At 73.1% G+C, this 16,549-nt stretch carries 15 protein-coding genes; 4 read left to right on the top strand and 11 right to left on the bottom strand.

The features are described from left to right. The first annotated feature begins 9 nt into the window (after nt 1-9). The 3 genes from AC3IYJ_RS42410 (at nt 10) to AC3IYJ_RS42400 (ending at nt 3,489) form a co-directional block, all read left to right on the top strand. On the top strand, nt 10-516 hold the full coding sequence (locus tag AC3IYJ_RS42410) for a flavin reductase family protein (RefSeq protein ID WP_489403556.1): 507 nt from the start codon (nt 10-12) through the stop codon (nt 514-516). 509 nt (nt 517-1,025) lie between these two features. Next, nucleotides 1,026-1,787 carry a thioesterase II family protein gene (locus tag AC3IYJ_RS42405; protein WP_489403555.1) on the top strand — a complete coding sequence of 254 codons (762 nt, stop codon included), beginning with the start codon at nt 1,026-1,028 and terminating at the stop codon, nt 1,785-1,787. Between the two features lie 286 nt (nt 1,788-2,073). Continuing rightward, entirely contained in the window at nt 2,074-3,489 is a 1,416-nt protein-coding gene (locus tag AC3IYJ_RS42400; protein WP_489403554.1) for a condensation domain-containing protein, read from the top strand. A gap of 37 nt (nt 3,490-3,526) precedes the next feature. On the opposite strand, the gene AC3IYJ_RS42395 is transcribed toward AC3IYJ_RS42400, so the two are convergent. From AC3IYJ_RS42395 to AC3IYJ_RS42345, 11 genes are all read right to left on the bottom strand, one after another. Then, nucleotides 3,527-4,339, bottom strand: coding sequence for a 4'-phosphopantetheinyl transferase family protein (locus tag AC3IYJ_RS42395; protein WP_489403553.1), 813 nt, complete (start codon nt 4,337-4,339; stop codon nt 3,527-3,529). Continuing rightward, nucleotides 4,336-6,210, bottom strand: coding sequence for a beta-ketoacyl synthase N-terminal-like domain-containing protein (locus AC3IYJ_RS42390; protein ID WP_489403552.1), 1,875 nt, complete (start codon nt 6,208-6,210; stop codon nt 4,336-4,338). Before AC3IYJ_RS42390 ends, AC3IYJ_RS42395 begins: the two co-directional genes overlap by 4 nt. A gap of 27 nt (nt 6,211-6,237) precedes the next feature. Further along, nucleotides 6,238-6,978, bottom strand: a complete 741-nt coding sequence (locus tag AC3IYJ_RS42385) for a phosphopantetheine-binding protein (RefSeq protein ID WP_489403551.1) — start codon at nt 6,976-6,978, stop codon at nt 6,238-6,240. 126 nt (nt 6,979-7,104) lie between these two features. Beyond that, the gene (locus AC3IYJ_RS42380) at nt 7,105-8,805 is read right to left on the bottom strand and encodes a DUF885 domain-containing protein (RefSeq protein WP_489403550.1); all 1,701 of its coding nucleotides are present in this window, start codon (nt 8,803-8,805) and stop codon (nt 7,105-7,107) included. Beyond that, nucleotides 8,798-9,346, bottom strand: a complete 549-nt coding sequence (locus AC3IYJ_RS42375; protein ID WP_489403549.1) for a GNAT family N-acetyltransferase — start codon at nt 9,344-9,346, stop codon at nt 8,798-8,800. Before AC3IYJ_RS42375 ends, AC3IYJ_RS42380 begins: the two co-directional genes overlap by 8 nt. Beyond that, nucleotides 9,339-10,601 (bottom strand): MDR family MFS transporter, encoded by a 1,263-nt coding sequence (locus AC3IYJ_RS42370; RefSeq protein WP_489403548.1) that lies wholly within the window; start codon nt 10,599-10,601, stop codon nt 9,339-9,341. The genes AC3IYJ_RS42375 and AC3IYJ_RS42370 overlap by 8 nt, the downstream gene beginning before the upstream one ends. 15 nt (nt 10,602-10,616) lie before the next feature. After that, nucleotides 10,617-12,776, bottom strand: a complete 2,160-nt coding sequence (locus AC3IYJ_RS42365; RefSeq protein WP_489403547.1) for a YcaO-like family protein — start codon at nt 12,774-12,776, stop codon at nt 10,617-10,619. Nucleotides 12,777-13,287: 511 nt separating this feature from the next. After that, entirely contained in the window at nt 13,288-13,545 is a 258-nt protein-coding gene (locus AC3IYJ_RS42360) for a hypothetical protein (RefSeq protein ID WP_489403546.1), read from the bottom strand. 615 nt (nt 13,546-14,160) lie between these two features. Next, the gene (locus AC3IYJ_RS42355; protein ID WP_489403545.1) at nt 14,161-14,505 is read right to left on the bottom strand and encodes a PadR family transcriptional regulator; all 345 of its coding nucleotides are present in this window, start codon (nt 14,503-14,505) and stop codon (nt 14,161-14,163) included. Between the two features lie 44 nt (nt 14,506-14,549). Continuing rightward, nucleotides 14,550-15,287 carry a DUF2071 domain-containing protein gene (locus tag AC3IYJ_RS42350; RefSeq protein ID WP_489403544.1) on the bottom strand — a complete coding sequence of 246 codons (738 nt, stop codon included), beginning with the start codon at nt 15,285-15,287 and terminating at the stop codon, nt 14,550-14,552. Beyond that, nucleotides 15,284-15,616: a metalloregulator ArsR/SmtB family transcription factor gene (locus AC3IYJ_RS42345; RefSeq protein WP_489403543.1), complete on the bottom strand. Its 333-nt coding sequence runs from the start codon at nt 15,614-15,616 to the stop codon at nt 15,284-15,286. The genes AC3IYJ_RS42350 and AC3IYJ_RS42345 overlap by 4 nt, the downstream gene beginning before the upstream one ends. A 254-nt stretch (nt 15,617-15,870) precedes the next feature. On the opposite strand from AC3IYJ_RS42345, the gene AC3IYJ_RS42340 reads away from it, so the two are divergent. Continuing rightward, nucleotides 15,871-16,542, top strand: a complete 672-nt coding sequence (locus AC3IYJ_RS42340; protein ID WP_489403542.1) for a DUF4097 family beta strand repeat-containing protein — start codon at nt 15,871-15,873, stop codon at nt 16,540-16,542. The last annotated feature ends 7 nt before the right edge of the window (nt 16,543-16,549 follow it).

The following is a 16,549-nucleotide window of genomic DNA, read 5'->3' as shown; positions in this document are numbered from 1 at the left end:
GGAGACGCCATGCCGACCAGACTGCAAGAGAAGTGGCCCGCCGTCGACGGGGCGACCTTCAAGGAAGCCATGTCCCTGCTGGCGGCGCCGCTGACCGTGGTCACCACACGTGACGCGCAGGGGCAGCCCTGGGGGTTCACCGCCAGTGCGGTGACCTCGGTGTCGCTGGAGCCGCCCCTCGTGCTGGTCGGCATCTCGCACACCTCCAGCTGCCACGGGGCGCTGACGCGGGTCCCCGAGTTCGTGATCAACGTGCTCGGGGACGAGCACCGCGAACTCGCGGGCCGCTTCGCGACCAGCGGGGTCGACCGGTTCGCCGGAGCGCCGCTGGAGGAATGGCCGGACAGCCCCGGCCTGCCGCACGTTCCCGACGCGCTCGCACTGCGCTGCGCGCTCGCGGACCGGATCACCCTGGGCGACCACGACCTCCTGGTCGGCCGGGTGCTCGAGGTACGGATGGCGGGCTCCGGCCGGCCACTGCTCTGGTATCAACGGGCCTTCCGTACCGCCGACTGACCCCGCGTGCGCCCGGCGGGACCCGCCGGGCGCACGCGGTCATGCAGGGGAACCAGGACGGGTGATCCCCGTACCGGTTCCCCTGCATCATGTCCGCCGTGACCGGGGCGGCCGTCGCGCGGCCAGTTGCGCGGCCGGCTCCAGCGGCCGTCTCCGGCGGCAGTCACCCGTGGAACGAAGCGAGGCCGTCGCCTCCTCGGCAGGAGGGGCGACGGCCTCGAATCTTCTGTAGCGCGCCGGCCGGGCGCTGCGAGCCGTAGGACCGGGACGGGGGTTGGGCCCGGGTCGTACGGATCGCGGCGGGTTTTGTAACACCCGCATGAACAGAGTCTCCCGGACCACCGGAGGCTTGCCGGAGATCAAGTCGAGGCTCCGTCGAGCGGTCGGCCCCCTCGCCCCGTCCGGGGTTTCGCGCGGCCACCCCGCCCTGCACCCTGGAGGCCGGTCATCAGGAGTGATCGGGAACGATCGAGAGCGGCGAGCGGAGATGTCATGAACGGGGAGATGTCATGAACGGGCCCAGCGGCGATCCGGAGTGGTTCCGCGTCTTCAGTCCAGCCCCCGACGCGTCCGTGCGCCTGCTCTGCCTGCCGCACGCGGGCGGCTCCGCCAGCTTCTACTTCCCCGTCGCCAAGGCGCTTTCGCCTGCGGTCGAAGTGCTGGCCGTGCAGTATCCCGGCCGCCAGGACCGGCACCTGGAGCCGTTGATCGAGGACATCCACACGCTCGCCGACCGGATCACCGGGGCGCTCTCGGCGTACCGGGACAAGCCGCTCGCCCTCTTCGGACACAGCATGGGAGCCGTCATCGGCTTCGAAATCGCCCAGCGCCTCGAGGAGCAGGGTGAGGGGCCCGTCGAGCTGTTCGCCTCGGGACGCAGAGCCCCCTCGGCGAGCGGCCGCGAGCACTTGCACGCGGTCGGCGACGCCGAGCTGGTCGCCGAGATCAAGTCCCACCGGGCAGCGGGCTCCGATCTGCTGGACGACCCCGAGATGCGGGCGCTGCTGCTCCCGACGATCCGCGCCGACTACAAGGCGGTGGAGACGCACGTCTACCGCCCCGGGGCGACGGTCCACTGCCCGGTGACGGTGTTCACCGGGGACGGCGACCCCAAGGTCACCGTCGAGGAGGCGCTGGCCTGGCGGCGGCACACCACGGGTGCCTTCCACTCGGAGGTGTTCACGGGCGGCCACTTCTACCTGAGCGACCACCAGGACGCCGTCCTGCGCACGGTGTCGGCGCGGCTGGCCGCGGCCGCCACCGCCGTCTGACGCCGGGGCCGGCGCCGTCGGCACCCTTGCTCGAAGGAGTTCCGAAGAATGCTCGGGCCGCCCCGCAGGAGGGGTCGCCGTGGCCGGCGGGCGGTGGCTCGAATCGACGAGCGCAATACGTGCGGTGCACGGGCGCTCGAGGAATCGGGCCCCGGCTCGCGACTCCCCCTACCGTTCGCCTGACCTCGCACTGACCCGGACCCCCGCCGGGGGACACCGCGCCCGGCCGACGCGCCGAGAGGGCGGCGGGCCCCACAGCGCTGATCGCCGAGGAGGCGTTGAACCGATGGTGACGACGGTACTCGTGGACGGGACCAGGACCGCGGCCCCGCCGGCCGCGGACCCCGGTCCGGAGCACAGACCCCCGCCCCAGCCGGAGCCGGACGTCGTCCCGCGGCTGCCCCGCCCGGCCGGTCCGGGCCCCTTGCTCTGGGCGGCCTCGCCGAGCCAGGAGGCGCTCTGGGCCGGACTCGCGCACCGGACCCGCCCGCCGGTGGTCACGGGAGCGCTCCGGCTGACCGGAGCGCTGGACGGGCAGGCGCTGAAGGCCGCCTGGCGGGCCGTCGCGTCCCGGCACGAGATCCTGCGCAGCTGCTACCGCGTGCAGGAGGGACAGCTCACCCAGGTCGTCGCCGCGAGGCCCGATGCGCCCGTGCCGGTCTCGCTCGCGGACGTCCGCCCGGCGCAGGTGGCCACGGCCGTCGCGGCGGAGCGGGAGCGGCCCTTCGACCCGGCGCGCGAGCCGCTGGCCCGGCTGCGGCTGCTGCGCCTGGACCCGGGCGAGCACGTGGCCGTCTTCGTCCTGCACGGGCTGATCGCCGACGCCGCCTCGCTGGGCCTGCTCGTCGCGGAACTCGCGGCCGCCTACCGCGGCGCTCCGGCGCCCCTTCCGGCCCCCCAGTACGCCGATCTGGCCGCCTGGCAGCTGCAGCGCGCGGCCCAGGGCCGCGACGACGAGAGCACCGAGCACTGGCTGCACCGGCTCAACGGCGCGGAACCGGCCGTCCTGCCCTGGGACCTGAGCGCGCCGGGTGCGCCCGGGCGCACCCCGGGCACCGGGAGGGTGTTGCCGTTCCCGCTGCCGCACGAGCTGGCCGGCAAGGTCGCGGAGGCCGCGCGCAGGCACCGTACCGGCGTACGGGTGGTGGGCCTGGCCGCCTTCCAGCTGCTGCTGGCCTGCTGGTCGGGCCAGCGGGACATCAGCGTCCGGGGGCCCGTCCCCGAGCGCGGGCGGGGCGGGGAGCAGCGCATGCTGGGTCCGCTGTCCCACGCGGTGGTGCTGCGGACCGATCTGACCGGCGCGCCCACCTTCGGCGAGGTCGTCGACCGGGTCCGGCTCACCAGCGCCTGGGACTTCGCGCACCACGAGGTGCCCCTGGAGCCGGTCGCCGCGCAGTTGCGCCGGCCGCGGCTGGTGGAGCAGCTGGGCGACGTCCAGTTCAGCGCCGGACCCGGCGCCGAGGGGCCCCGGTGGGGTGCGGCCTCCTGGGGCGCCCGGCTGCGCGCCGAGCCGTTCACGGCCGCCCCCGCCCCGGAGGCCCGGCCGCTGAGCCTGATGCTGCGGCACGACGAGCGCACCGCGCACTGCGTGTTCACGTACGACTCGTCCGTGTTCTCCGAGGCCCGCATCCGGCAGCTGAGCACCGACTATTTCGGGATGCTCGCCGATGTCGCCGACCACCCGAAGGCCCGCTTCCGCTGACGGGCCCCGGGGCCGCGGCGGATCTCATCCACTGGGATCACACCCCGACGAGTTCCGGCAGCACCAGGCGGCGCGGTGCGCCGCGCCCCCACGGAAATCCGTGGTGCAGATGGACCACCGGCGGGTGGGGGCCCGCGACCTCCACCGCCACGGCCGCCAGCACCTCGGGCACCGGCTCGACCTCGAGGAACCGCCAGCGCTCCGCCGAGTCGTCGGCGGGCGGCAGGAAGGAGAGCACGCCCTGGTCCTCGGCGAGGGTGAAGGCGAAGGAGTCGAAGGGCAGGGCGAGTCCCAGGCCGCGGGCCTTGGAGTACGCCTCCTTCAGCGTCCACAGGCGCAGCACGCGCCGGTCGCGCGTCCGCCCGGGGGCGGCGCGGGCGATCCAGTCCTGCTCCTCGGCGGAGAACGTCGTGATGATGTTCTCCAGACCGCGGTCGCCCCGGTCCAGCCGCTCCACGTCCACCCCGATGCGGTGCTCGCGGGACACGCCCAGCAGGTTGTACGCGCGGGCGTGCGAGAGGTTGAAGTCCAGCATGTCGTTGCCGCGCGGCAGCCCTCCGGAGGGCGGTTGGAGGAAGGGCCGCCCGCGCGAGGAGCGCCATATGACCGCCTCGGCCTCGGGGATGCCGGTCTCCAGGGCCAGCACCCGGCGCACCAGGGAGTGCGCGATGAGGTACTGGCGGCGGTCGCGTTCGAAGAGGAAGCCGTCGGCGACCTCCTGCTCGTGCTCGTCCAGCCAGTACGAGGCCAGGGTGGCGGCGATGCCGGGGGCGAGTTCCTCGTTGGGACAGAACCACAGGTTGACCGGGACGGGCCCGGTCCCGTCCGGCCCGTAAGGCAGCGAGGTCATGCCCGCTCCTCCTCGCCGCCCAGCCACAGCGGGGTGCGCAGGAAGGCGGACGCGGGCAGAGGTACGGCTACGGCGCCCGCCCCGTGCGCCCGCTCCAGCGCACCCCAGTTGACGTCCAGTCCGGACAGCCACAGGCCCCTCACCTGGTGCAGGTGTCCGGCCCGCCACAACGCGGCGAGGTAGTCGGCCGTCTCGGGCACGGCGCCCATGTCCAGCGGGTCGGCCCCGCCGTCCCGCAGGTCGGCGCACGGTCCGCCGTCCGCGACGAACCGCTGCAGCGCGGCCGCGAGTTCGCCGGCATCGCCGACGACGGCCGCGAACCGGCAGTCCATGGCGGCGCGGCCGGTGCGCAGGGCGCGGGCGAGCACGTCCAGCGCCGGCACGGGGCCCGCTCCGCGCAGCAGCTCGGCGAACCGGGCCGCGGTGGCGGCGAGATGGGCCGGGGTGGGCGCGGACAGCACGACCAGCTCGGCGGCCCTGATGCCCCCGACACGCTCGGCACCCCCGGCGGCCCCGGCCGGCTCGGCGCCCCCGTCGTGCCCGGCAGCGGGCAGGTATTCCTCCAGGATCACGTGCGCGGCCGAGCCGCCGGCTCCGTGCGCCCCGACCGACGCCCGTCGGGGCGCCGACTCCCCGCCCGCCCAGGCCTGGGCCTCGGCCCGGCCCGGACCGGGCACCAGGACCCGGTGGCTCAGCTGGAGCACGGCCCGGGTGAGCGCGGCCGCCCCGGTCACGGCCCCGGCCTCGCCCACGAACGCCCGTACGGAATCGGCGTCCTCGCGGACGGCGACCGTGGAGGCGTCCACCGCGGCCGCCCGCAGCGCCTCGCGCAGCACCCGCTGCCCGGGAACCCCGTCACCACCGGCCGGGGCATCCGCATCCGCATCCGGGCCGGTTCGGGACCCCCGGCCGGGTCCGGCAACCGTACGGCCCGGCGCGGTGTGTCCGACGGCGCTGCCGCGGATCACGCAGTGAACGGTGTCCCCGTCGGCCAGGGCCCGTTCCAGGGGCTTGAGCAGCAGCGCGCCCACGCCCTCGCCCTCGCCGGGGCGGCGGCTGGACGGGTGCAGCAGCAGCCGCCCGCCGCCCACGAGCGCGGCGGCGCACTCACCGCCGCGCAGGGCGGCCGCCGCGAGGTGCAGGGCGACGAGCACGGATGACTCCGCGGTGTCGACCGACTGACTGGGGCCGGTGAGGCCGAGCAGCGCCGAGAACCGGTTGGGCAGGCTCCAGTGGCCGCCGCGGGGCAGCCGCACGGGCTGCCCGCGCTCCCAGGTCCGGGCCGCGAGCAGCCCGTAGTCCCCGGTCCCGGCGCAGGTGAACACCCCGACGCTGCGCGGGGTTCCGTCCGCGGCGGTGAGGGCGTCCAGGCGGTCGCCGGTGCATCCGGCGTGCTCGAGGGCCTCCCAGGCCGTCTCCAGGAACAGTCGTTCCTGTGGGTCCATCAGGGCGGCTTCGGACGCGTCGATCCCGAAGAACTCCGCGTCGAAGTCCTGTACGCGCTCCAGGTAGTGGCCCGGCTCGTCACCGGGCCGCCCGGGCGGCGGCGCCCCGGCGCTGCCGTGCCCTTCGCAGGCCTGCTGCCAGAACGAGGCGAGGTCGGGCGCGCCCGGGTAGCGTCCGGCCATCCCGACCACGGCGATCCGCCCGGCGGGGGCCTCCTCGTCCGCCGCCTGCTTCCGGCCGGTGTCCGGCCGCGCGAAGGCCACGGCCACGGGCGCCGGAACCGTACCGCCGGCGCCGGTTCCGGAACCGGCGCCCGAGCGGGTACGGGCACCGGCACCGGCACCCGCGCCGGTCAGCAGTGCAGCTGCCTGTGCCCGGTTCAGATGACCGCTCTTGAACCTGGTCAGGACTTCCTTCTCGTCCATCCGGACGCGCTCCTTCGGGAAACGGGTTCAGCCTCGGCGGGCGAGCAGCACAAGTGCCTCGTCGACGCTGATCCGGTCGTCACGGACCGCGTCCAGCAGGACGTCGAGGTCGTCGGGGGCCGCCGGAGGGGAGGCGGGTTCTGGTGCCCGCGCGGGCAGGGCCCCGTACGCGGAGGCTCCCGTGCGCGCGGCGATGTAGTCCGCCATGGCGGTGAGATTGGGGTGTTCGTAGAGCAGGACGGACCGTTCCCGCATGCCGAAGGAGCGGTTGACGGCGGCGATGAACTCCGCGCCGACCATGGAGTCCATGCCCAGCGCGTTGAACGGGGCGCCTGCGTCGATGTCCCGGGCGTCGCAGCACAGGATCGCCGCGAGCTGCTCCCGCAGCACTTCCACGACCTGCTGCGCCGCGGGCGCGGGGTCCGGTACGCGTTCCGATGCCCGGACGGGGTCCACGAGGTCGACGCCGGGAGCCGTGGACGCGGCAGCGGCGGCGGCAGCGGCCGGACGGGCGTCGGCGCTGCTCATCGCCCGCTCGACCTCCCGCGCGAAGGACGCCGGGGTCGGGTGGTCGTACAGGTCGCTCGCCCGCACCCGCAGTCCGTAGCGGCTGTTGACGACGGCCACGAACTCCACGACCAGCATGGAGTCGAGCTCCAGGGACTTGAAGGACTGCTCGGGGTCGATCTTCTCCGGCTGGATCCTCAGTACCTCGCCGAGCACCCCGACGAGATCGGTCAGCACGTCGGCAGGATGTTCAAAGGTCATCGGTGCTCCTCCGGGCTTCAGTGACACACCACGCTGAAAATATACCGGACAGACCGTTTGTTTCCTAGCTCTGCGCACACGCCGGCTGCGGCCCGGCACACGGGCCGCCGGACCCCACCGGGTGCCTCAGAGGGCCGAGAGTTCGTGCAGCAGGTCGTCCAGGCCCAGGGAGCCCTGGGAGAGGGCCTTCATGTGCCAGGTTTTCAGGTCGAAGGCGGCGCCGTGGCGGGCGCGGGAGGCTTCGCGGCCCTGGAGCCAGACACGCTCACCCAGCTTGTAGCCGATGGCCTGGCCCGCCATGCCCTGGTAGCGGATGACTTCGCTTTCGACGTAGCCGGCCGGGCGGCTGCTGTGCTGGGCGAGGAACTCCTGGGCCAGTCGCGGGGTCCAGCGTTCGCCCGGGTGGAAGGGGGAGTGTTCGGGGATCCGCAGCTCCAGGTGCATGCCGATGTCGATGACCACGCGGACCGCGCGGAGCATTTGGGCGTCCAGGTAGCCCAGGCGGCGCTCCGGGGTGGTCAGGAAGCCCAGTTCGTCCATGAGGCGCTCGGCGTACAGGGCCCAGCCCTCGGCGTTGGCGCTGACGAGGCCCACCGTGGTCTGGTAGCGGGAGAGGCTGTCGGCGACGTGTGCCCACTGCGCCAGTTGGAGGTGGTGGCCGGGGACGCCCTCGTGGTACCAAGTGGTGACCAGGTCGTAGGCCGGGAAGCGGGTCTCGCCCATCGTCGGCAGCCAGGTGCGGCCGGGACGGGAGAAGTCCAGCGAGGGCTCGGTGTAGTACGGCGCCGCGGCGCTGCCCGGCGGGGCGATGCGGGACTCCACCCGGCGCACCCGCTCGGCCAGTTCGAAGTGGGTTCCGTCCAGCGCGTCGATGGCCTCGTCCATGAGGGTCTGCAGCCACTGGCGGGTCTCCTCGACCCCCTCTATGGCCTCGCCGTGCCGGTCGCACCAGGCCAGCGCCTCCCACGGGTCGGCGGCCCCGGGCAGCACCTTGCCGGCCTCGGCCCGCATCTCGGCCAGGAGCCGGTGGAACTCGGCCCAGCCGTAGGCGTAGGCCTCGTCGAGATCGAGGTCGGCGCCGTTGAAGAAGCGCGCGAGGAGTCCGTAGCGCTCCCGGCCCACCACGTCCGGCGCGCCCTCGACGGCCGGGGCGTAGCTGTCCCGGAACCAGTCGCGCAGCTCCACCAGTGCGCCGGTGGCCACCGCGGCGGCCTCGTTGAGCTCCTCTCGCAGCCGCTCGGGCCCCGGGTCGGTGAACTCCGCGAACCAGCTGCGGCCCGTGCCGCCGCCGATCCACTCCGCCAACTGGGCTATCACGGCGGTCACTTGGCGGGGGCCTGCTGGGAGATCCTGCTTGAGGCCGGCCTCCAGGGAGCTGCGGTAGCCCGCCAGTGACCGCGGCACGGCCCACAGGCGGCGGGTGATCGCCACCCAGTCCGCTTCGGTGTCGGCGGGGGTGAGGGTGAAGATCTCCCGGACGCGGTGCAGCGGCGAGTAGATGTTGCTGACGGTACGCAGCCCTTCGCCCGCCTCGTGCACGGCCAGTTCGGCGGTGAGCCGCTCGCGCAGCAGCCGGGCGCAGCGCCGCTCGGCGACGCTGTCGCCGCCGGGCCGTACCTCGGCCTCGGCGAGGCGCTCCAGGGTGGTGCGGGCGAGCCGGGCGATCTCCTCCTGGCCCGCCGGGGAGAAGTCGGGGAGGCGGGCGGAGCTTTCGGCGATGCCGAGGTAGGTGCCCAGGAGCGGGTCCAGGTCGACGAGCGCGTCGACGTGGGCGTCGGCGACCTGGCGGGGCAGCAGGCCACCCGCGGGCGTGATGGTGTCAGGCATGGGGGCCTTCCTCGTTCGGGTGGGGCAGGGAGTTGGGCGGGGTGTGGGCCAGGGGGCGGGCCAGGAGGTCGACGCCGTGCGGCGGTCCGGTGAGGCGGCCCACCTCGGACCAGCCCCATCGCCGGTACAGCGTGTGCGCCGGTGCGCCGGTCGACGCGGCGAGCACGGCGAACGGCTCGGTCCGTTCGGTCAGGAGCAGGTCGAGCAGTGCCCGGCCGTGGCCGAGGCCGCGCAGCTCGCGTACGACCGCGAGCTCGTAGACGTAGAACAGCGGCCCCCGCAGGTCGCGCGGCGGGGGTGCGGCGGCCCGCGGGTGCCACCATCCCGGGTCGCGGCGCACTCCGTAGGCGAAGCCGGCGAGCGCGCCGTCGGCGTGGACGGTGGTCACGGAGAATCCCGGGAGCGCCGCGTGTTCGGTCAGTTGTGCGCGGAAGGCGTCCGCGGCGTCCGCGTCCTCGTGGTACGGGGGTTCCCGGTAGACCCGGTGGTAGACCTCGCGGTACTCGGCGGGGTCGTGGAGCGTGGGGTGGTGTTCAGGCACTGACCGTCTCCCGGACCGCGCGGGCGGGGAGCACCCGGCTCAGCCGGTGCAGTACCGCCACCGCTCCGAGGCAGCAGGCGCCGAGCGCGAGCCACGGCAGGCCCGGCCCCTGGGTGAGCAGCCAGGTGAACACCACGGGGGCCAGCACCTTGGCAACGCCCCACATCAGTTCGTCCAGCCCGAGGTAGCGGCCCCGCAGGTGCTCGGGGGCGATCGCCACGGTCAGTGCGCTGCTGGTCGGTGCCTGGAGCAGTTCCGCGATGGTGAAGACGATCATGCCGACCACGAGGGCGGCGAATGCCGGTCCGGCGCTGCCCCGGGGTACCGCGGCGAAGAGCAGGAAGGACACCGCCCACAGGACGGCCGCCACCTGGAGCACCCTGGGCCTGCGGTGCCGCTCGACGGCCTTGGCCACCATGGTCTGCGCCAGCATGACCAGTACGGTGTTGATCGCGAACAGCACTCCGGGCTGCCAGCTGGGCAGCCCGCGCGCCTCGATCACGTAGGCGCTCAGCAGTACGGTCAGCGCGAGGTCGCACAGGGCGAACACGCAGACGGTCGCCAGTACGCCGAGGTAGGCGCGGTCGGCGAGCACCTCCTTGTACCCGGCGCGCTTGACGGACGGGTCGGGGGCGGGGGCGCGGTCCGTGACGGGGCCCCGGGCGGGGTTGAAGGGCGGGCGCCAGGTCGCCACCAGGGCGGACGCGACGAGGAAGGACACCGCGTTGAGCGCCACCACCCCGGTGTAGCCCGCGGTGCCGCCCCAGGTGACCAGCACGCTGCCCACCAGGCCGCCGGCGCCGAACCCGACGTTGCGCAGGGCCCGTTCCATGGCGTACCAGCGGGCCCGCTGCCCGTCGTCGGCGACCTGGGCCACCAGGGCGGCGGCCGCGGGCCGGAACTGGCTGTCGCCCGCCATGGTGAGCGTGACCAGCAGGACCAGCTGCCAGGGGACGTCGGTGAACACGTAGCCGGTGAAGGTCAGTACGCGGACCAGATTGCCGGCGATGACCACCCGGCGCGGCCCGAAGCGGTCGATCATCGGGCCGGCCAGCGGTCCGGCCGGGAGGGAGAGCAGCGCGGCGGCCGACAGCATCAGGCCGACCGTGGTCAGTGGGATGTCCTTTGCGGCGTGGAAGTAGACGACGGCGAACGGCAGGAAGAGTCCGGTACCCAGTGCGTCGACGATCTGCGCGACGATCAGGGGCCCGCGCCCCCGGGTGTTCGGCAGGCCGAGTGTGTCGGTGACAGCCATGGTGTCCTCATGTCCTCACGCGTGGGGGAGTGGGAAGACGTTCAGCTCGTCCTCGGCCGCCGGCCGGGAGCGCCAGCCGAGCTGGACCCCGGCCCGGCTGATCCGCCCGTCGCCCCACATGGGGAGGCCGGCGGGGAAGTTCGACACGAGGCCGGGTACGAGCGTGTGAGTGGCGGTGAACCCGGCCGCGTCGACGTCACAGGTGGTCATGTCTACGCTGATCACCTCGAAGCCGCGGGCCTCGACCCGTTCGCGGTAGACGGCCAGGCGCCGTTCGGCGAGTGCGGGCAGCCCGTCCCAGGAGCGGGTCTTCAGGTCTTCGAGCCAGGGCGCGACCCGTCGGCCGGCCCTGGGGTCGAGGTGCAGCTGCTGCTGGCACAGAAGGTCCCGGACATCGGCGAAGTCCTCGCGGTAGGAGTCGAGGTAGCGCCGGTCGGCGCGGTACGGCTTGAGGTTGCCCAGGTGCGGCAGTTCGGCCTGGCCCTCCTCCAGTACCTTCCCGTTGTCGAGGTAGTGGCAGGTGTGGTGCAGGGTGAAGCCCTCGGCGAGCGCCTTCTCCGCCGCTTCCTGCGGGTCGGGCCGGGTGGCGAAGCCGATGGTCAGCCATTGGGTGGCACGGTCGCGTACGACGGCGGCGACGACGGGGACCCCGAACTCGTTGTCCAGGTGGATCAGCGTGATCTCGTAGGCGTCGAGGCTGTCGGCGACCAGCTCCCGGATCCGGTCGGTCAGCGGAAGCCTGGGGAGGCGGGCGGCGTTGGCCCACCACAGCATGGTGGTGTCGCGCTCGATGACCTCTTCCAGCCCCGAGGTGACGGCGTGTTCCTCGTTGACTCCGGCGGCCACGCCGGCCACCAGCGGGTCGCAGTAGCGGACCGGGTCGGCCTCGTCGTGGGCGATGAGGGCCGCCGGCACCCATGTGCTCCCGCCGGTGGTCCAGTTGCGGCCCTCGATCCAGGCGCACTCGGAGTCCGCGGTGAACGGTGCGAAGGGGAAGCCGTCGGTGTCGTACTGGCGCTGCGAGTACAGGTGCAGCCGGCGCGGGTCGAGCGCGGGCACCCCGGCTCGGCGCAGGGCGGCGTGGCTGCCGTACCGGAGCCGGTCCTGCGGCAGCCTGCTGGTGCAGTAGCGTTCGACGGCCTCGCCCACGGCGCTGCGGCGGGCGGCGTCGAAGTCGCCCCAGGACGTGCCGAACGCCTGACGGTCGTTGTGCCAGTCCGCGACGCGCCGCATGTCGGCGACGTCGACGGCGCAGACCCGCAGCGCGGCCGGTGTGCCGGGCAGCGGGGCCAGCTCCTGGACGCCGGTGACCACGCCGACCTGGTCGTCGACCAGGAGGTCCGCCTCGGCGTCGCCTCGGACCACGGGCCGGGGGCGGGTCGGCAGCGGCAGTACGGTGCGGCTGACCTGGGTGAACGCGTTCGGGTCCAGGTCGATTTCGGCTACGGGGGTCCCGTCCGCGATCCAGCGTTCAAGGTGTGCGTCGAGCTGTGAGAGGACCCAGCGGGCGTCGGCGGCACGCAGCAGGGGGGCGTTCGTCCGGGGGGAGGTCGCGATGGCCTCGACGACGCGGGGGTCGCGGGCCGCTGACAGGCGGCGGTCCCGTACGTCGGCGAAGTCCGCCGTGGTGCCGGGGACGATCGCCGGGCCGAGGACCGCGCGGCCGCGTTCGCGGCGCAGTGGCAGCCAGCGCAGGCCGAGGTCGGCGCACTGTTCGTCGATCCGGGTGAGTTCGGCGTAGGCGGGGTGGTCGAAGGCGGCTACGAGTACGGTGTCGCGGGCGTCGGCCTGGGAGAGGTCCTCGGGCGCCGGTGCCACACGGTCGTATCCGGTGGTGCTCAGTGCGTGGCGCAGGGGGCCCGTGAGGGCCGGCGAGCCCGTGACGAGCACGGTCGTGCGGGCCAGCAGTGCCGCTCGTGCGGCGCCGCCCGCGGCCGGGGCCGGGCGCAGGCAGCCGTCGTGCCGCAGGACGTCGACCACCTCGGCGTAGTCGGTGGGCATTCCCTTGAGCAGTTCGGCGCGGGTCCTGGTGCCGTCGCAGCGCGCCGCCCATGCGCGGAATTCCGAGGTGGGCGCGGATATGTAGAACTCCCCGCCGTTCGGGGTGACCAGAAAGCATGTGTCCTGCTCGATGTCGTAGATTTCCACGTCCACGAGCTCCATGAGTTCTGCCATTTCGGTCCCCCGTCTCATTGAATTCCTGCCGCAAAAAAGGCCATGGCCCCGGGCATGTGGCCCGGGGCCTTGGCGACGCCTATCTGTGCAGGTCGGCGTTACTTGGCGACCGAGCGGTTGTGCACCACGGCGCGGTTGTGGACGACGGCGCGGTTGTGGATGACTGCGCGGTTGTGGACGACGGCGGTGACGGCGGGGATCTTGACGGTGGAAATCATCTGGATTACCTCCTGTTTGTTTCGGGTGATTCAAGAATGGAGGCGAGGGAATGAGTTTTGGTGGATCCTCGGTCAAGGCCCGGTCGACTCCTCGAGGACGTCGAGGCGCGGCAGCACCTCTGTCTACGAACGCCCCAGGTCAGACGGTTGGCGAGCCCTGGAATCAGGTCGATCCGGTGAGCCAGAACGGCTACGAAACCGCTCGACGACCATCCGGCCGCCGGGCCTTCGCTCCAGATGCCTCGGCGCCCGCGCGGGTTCGATGGGGCGCGGGCGCCGGTTGGTTGTGGGGATCAGTGGGCTGCTCCGCCTCGGCGGCGGCGGATGGTCACCGTTGCGCAGGCGGCCAGTAGGGCTCCGAGGGCGGCGGGCAGGAACAGGGCTCCCACGCCGCCGGTCAGTGTGCCGAGGATGAGGAAGGGGAGGCCCGCGAAGAGGACGGCGGGGGCCGTGCGGAGGCGGGCGAAGGCCTGGCGTCCGGCCAGGATCAGTCCGCCGGCGACCGGTGCGGCCACGTGGAGGTCGTTGAACGGGTGCGGCAGCGGCAGCATGACCGTCGCGGCCGTCAGAACCGCCGCCCGCCCCTGCGAGGACGGCGTAGGGGCCGGTCGTCGTGCGCAGGCGGGAGACCGGTCGCAGATCGGGCGGGCACGACACGGCCACCAGGGCCAGGAGGAGGGGCGGCCCGCTGAGGACGGCCGCGAATTCGAGCCCGAAGCCGGGCCGCAGCGCCTGGGCGGCGAAGGTCGCGGCGGTGCCCGCCAGCACGGTCCACGCCCCCGGCGCCCAACGGCCGGTCAGGGCCAGTACGGCGCCCAGGACCGTCACGAGGGAAGCCGCCAGCGTCACGATCAGGCGGACCGCGGCGTCGGCCGGGTAGTCGGCCGGGTAGTCGGCTCCGAGGGGCTGGCCCATCAGTCTGGACCAGTGCATCGCGTTCGCACCGACCACGATGACGGCGAACGGCGCCAGGGCCGAGAGGAACCGCCCGGCGCGTCCGGCCGACCCCAGCCCGAGCCGCATGCGCAGCGCGTGCCCGATGACGTCGTTGGCCTCGCGGAGCCGTACCGCCCTGCCCGCGTCTTCGGTGGCACTGCGGTAGGCGTCGGCGATCTCGTCGCCGAACTCCCGCCGGTAGGCGGCCGGGTAGAGCTTCAGCAGTGCGGTCATGCGGTCACCGCCCTGCCGAGGCCGCCGAGCCCCAGACGCCGGGTCGCCTCCTGGGCGGTGCGGGCGATGCGGGCCGCCTCGGCCGCCAGGACCTCACGTCCGCGCGGCGCCAGCGCGTAGCTGCGCCGCAGGCGTCCGTCGACCACTTCCTCCTCGTGCACGGCGATGAGCTCCTGTTCGAGGAGCCGCTCCAGGGCCCCGTACAGCGTGCCGGTACGCATCTTCGTGCGGCCTTCCGAAATCTTCTCGACCTCTCGGGCGATCGCGTATCCGTGCCGTGGGGCATCGGCGATCGCCGTGAGGATCAACAAGGTCGGCTCTCGCAAAGGTTGATCATTCACGACGGTCAACATAGTCCTTCGAGCGACATATGTCGATGACCGACCTATGGGGCACTCCGAGTGGTGGCCATGGCCGGGAGCGGCCCCCAACTGGCGGGAACGTCGCGCATGATCAGGGCACAGTCCAGGGTCGCGCTCCCGGGCGGGAAGCGGTCCGGGTCCTCGAAGAAGGACGACGAGGCGGAGCGGACCCGGCCGGCTTCCACGTGCCAGGCGTCGGTGTGGAGCTCCATGCCGTCCAGGTGGCGGCCGGACCTGGTGGGCGAGTACCCCTTCGCCCCGCCCTGGAAGAAGCGGGAGGCCTCGGCGAGATCGGCGAAGAGCTCGCTGCCGCGCAGCTCGTCGGAGTGCTCGACGGTGACGTCCACCCGGACGTCACCGTCCCGCGTCGCGAAGGCGACACGCGCTTCGTCGGGTGTTTCGCTCACCTCGAAGCCGGCCCGGCCGTGTTCGCCCGGAAAGACACGTCCTCCGGCCCAGGCGTTGAGCCGCGAGGCGGAGTCGCGGCGCGTGATGTAGACGCCGTTCTCGACTCCGTCCGGTCCGTCCCATTCGACGGCGATCCGGTGCGCCGCGTTCTCGCTCCGCAGCCCGAACGCCTTGGGGGCCCAGGTCGGCCGGACGCTTCCCAGCCGCAGCAGGCAGATGCCCGCGACCGCGTGGCCGTGCACCAGTTGCGGGCGCAGCCCCTCGGGAAGCAGACGTGCCGCGACGTCCGGATCGACCCGGTAGTTCACCAGCAGCCGTCGCTCGACGACGCTGGACAGGTGCGGTTGCCTCATGATTCCTCCCCCGGCGCCCCGGGGCGCCATTTGGTGTGCCGCAGGACGATCTGCTCGGGGCAGACGGCGCTGAGGAAACGGCCGATGGACGTCGCCAGCCGGTCCTCGGCGAGTGTGTAGAGGATCCGGTTGCCGTCCCGGCGCTCGGTGACCAGCCCCGCCCCCTTGAGCACGCCGAGGTGGCGCGAGATGGACGGCGCACTGATCGCGAACCTGCTCGCGATCTCGCCGGCCGCGAGCTCTCCGCCCCGGAGATCCTCGAGGATCTGGCGCCTCGTCGGATCGGCGAGCGCACGGAAGGCGCCGGCCTCGTCGTGGGTTTCTGTCATGTTAGATATTTAGCACATTAGCTAAGTACCTAACAGGGCGCCCAGGCTCCCGCATAGCGTTCAGCCTCAGATCAATGCAACGAGCGGGCGGCATGCGTTGCATTAAGCCTCAGGATCGTTGCAATGAAATACCGCGGTTGACCTGCTACTACTTGGATCCTGTGCAACGAGCCTGTTGCTCGATCCTCGAACGCAACGTAGCTTTTGCGGTGTCGGAAACACCGGCGAGGAGACAAGAAGCCCAGGAGAACGTCATGCAGAACTTCGCCACCACCGCCCCGATCGCCGCCATCCTCGACATCCCCGCGGGCAGCATCCGCTTCATCGCCGCCGACCGGAACGACGCCACCGTCGAGGTCCTGCCCGCCGACGCCTCGAAGAGCCGCGACGTGAAGGCCGCCGAGCGGATCACCGTCGAGTACGCGGACGGGGTCCTGACCGTCGGGGCCGCTCCGGCGGACAACCGGGTGCTCGGCAACTCCGGATCCGTCGAGGTCACCATCCAGCTGCCCGCCGGCTCCCGCGTCGAGGCCAAGACGGCCAGCGCCGAGATCCGCGGCGTCGGACGCCTCGGCGACGTCACCATCGAGGGCGCGCAGGGCACCGTAAAGCTCGACGAGACCGCCGGCGCCCGCCTCAGCCTCCAGGCGGGCGACATCACCGTCGGCCGACTCGGCGGCCCCGCCGAGATCAGCATCGCCAAGGGCGACCTGACCATCACCGAAGCCCTGCGCGGGGTTCTCGAACTGAACACCCAGGCGGGCGACATCACCGTCGGCGCCGCCCGCGGAGTCTCCGCGACCCTCGACGCCTCCACCGCCTACGGCCGCATCCGCAACGCGCTCCAGAACGCCGAGGGCGCCGCCGCCGGGCTCAGCATCCGCGCCACCACCTCCTACGGCGACATCTCCGCCCGGAGCCTGTGACCCGACC

Source organism: Streptomyces sp. GL_140 (assembly GCF_057834465.1).
The sequence above is the reverse complement of the archived record's forward strand: the minus strand, read 5'-3'. Positions and strand labels throughout refer to the sequence as shown.